At 38.4% G+C, this 1,595-nt stretch carries 1 protein-coding gene; it reads left to right on the top strand.

The genetic code is table 11. The features are described from left to right. Window positions 1-271: 271 nt before the first annotated feature. Complete coding sequence (locus H514_RS0115320; RefSeq protein WP_027447746.1) at window positions 272-1,474, top strand: IS110 family RNA-guided transposase; 1,203 nt, start codon at window positions 272-274, stop codon at window positions 1,472-1,474. Window positions 1,475-1,595: the final 121 nt, after the last annotated feature.

Below are 1,595 nucleotides of genomic sequence, written 5' to 3'. Positions count from 1 at the left end.
GCGCCCTCGTATATTATTATTAGTCAGATTTGTTCTGGCTTTTAATCCTCATTACCTTTTTAGGAAGGTATAATGAGGTTAAATCAGATAGAGGTTGTCGCTCTGCGCCCTTGAAGCATTGTCTTCGTGCTTAAGACTGACACCTCTTTCTTTATAGAACTATTCGTATGAGCTGGATGGTACCTAGTTGCCGTATATCGAACGAGGTTGAGTATCTATAAAGTTAAGAGGATTCCTTACATCTGATTAATCTTATATGGGTGGTATATCTATGATTTATCTTGGTATTGATATTGGAAAGCGTCATCATGAGGCCGGACTGATCAATGATAAAGGAGATTCAATCGGCAAAACAATACGCTTTGCCAACTCGAAAAAAGGCAGCGAGAAGCTTCTTAATTTCTTGAATCAACACCAGGTGACACCTGAAGATTGTGCTTGCGGTATGGAAGCTACAGGTCATTATTGGTTATCTATCTTTTCTTTCCTTCATCAGCTAGGATTCAAAGTGACAGCTTTTAATCCTATGCAATCAGATGCCTTACGTAATTTTTATATTCGCAAGACCAAAACAGATATAAAAGATGCCTACTTAATTGCACAAGTTATTCGAATCGACTCTCCAGAAGCGACTCCTTTTATTGAAGAAGACCTACTTCAACTCAGACACCTAGAGAGGCTACGTTATGCTTTGGTAGATCAAAGTTCAGATGTTAAGCGTAAAATCATCGCTTTACTAGATCAGGTATTTCCTGAATATGAACAAGTATTTTCTGATGTTTTCGGGCTATCCTCCAAAGAAATTCTCTTAAACTACACCTTACCTGAAGATCTTTTAGAGATTGAAACAGACAAACTAGCAGATGTGCTTTACCGGTTCAGTAAAGGACGTTACGGGATTACAAGAGCTCGATGGAAAGCTGAACACTTAAAAGAAAGTGCCCAAAATTCCTTTGGAATTTCAATAGGTACAGATGCATTTAAAATGCAAATCCATCTTCTACTTGAACAGATATCTCTATTTGAAAAGCAGTTAAATCAAATCGAAAAAGAGTTGATTGAGCTCTCGAAACGTCAACATCATTATTTGACCACCATAACAGGTGTAAGTGATGTCACAGCGGCAGTCATTTTAGGTGAAATTGGTTCTGTTGAGCGCTTTGAACATCCAAAACAATTAGTTGCTTTCGCCGGCCTGGATGCTTCTGTACATCAATCTGGTGACTTTAATAGCTCGAATACGAAACTTTCCAAGAGAGGCTCTCCTTATCTAAGACGAGCCATTTGGCAAGCTGCATTTGTAGCTAGCTTTCATGATCCTGCATTATCTCTTTATTATCAAAAGTTACGTGATCGTGGAAAAGCTCACGGCACTGCGGTTGGCGCTGTTGCTCGTAAACTAACACACATCATCTTTGCGATTCTAAGAGATCAAAAGCCTTATGAACCACGCCCTCAAGTAAACGATGAGTGACAACAGCTCATGGGATTTTTAATAATAACAAGCGTGAGGTTTATTTGGCATGCCAAATTTTATTCCTTTAAACCTAAAGAAACATTGATTTAGATACTTGACTTTTTATAGCTGGTCTTAT

It is taken from the genome of Pontibacillus marinus BH030004 = DSM 16465 (assembly GCF_000425225.1).
Taxonomy (GTDB): domain Bacteria; phylum Bacillota; class Bacilli; order Bacillales; family BH030062; genus Pontibacillus; species Pontibacillus marinus.
This window is presented reverse-complemented; position numbering and strand designations above follow the sequence as displayed.

Coding starts and splice junctions, on each gene's coding strand:
- H514_RS0115320 (WP_027447746.1), top strand. CDS start 272: ATGATTTATCTTGGTATTGATATTGGAAAGCGTCATCATGAGGCCGGA.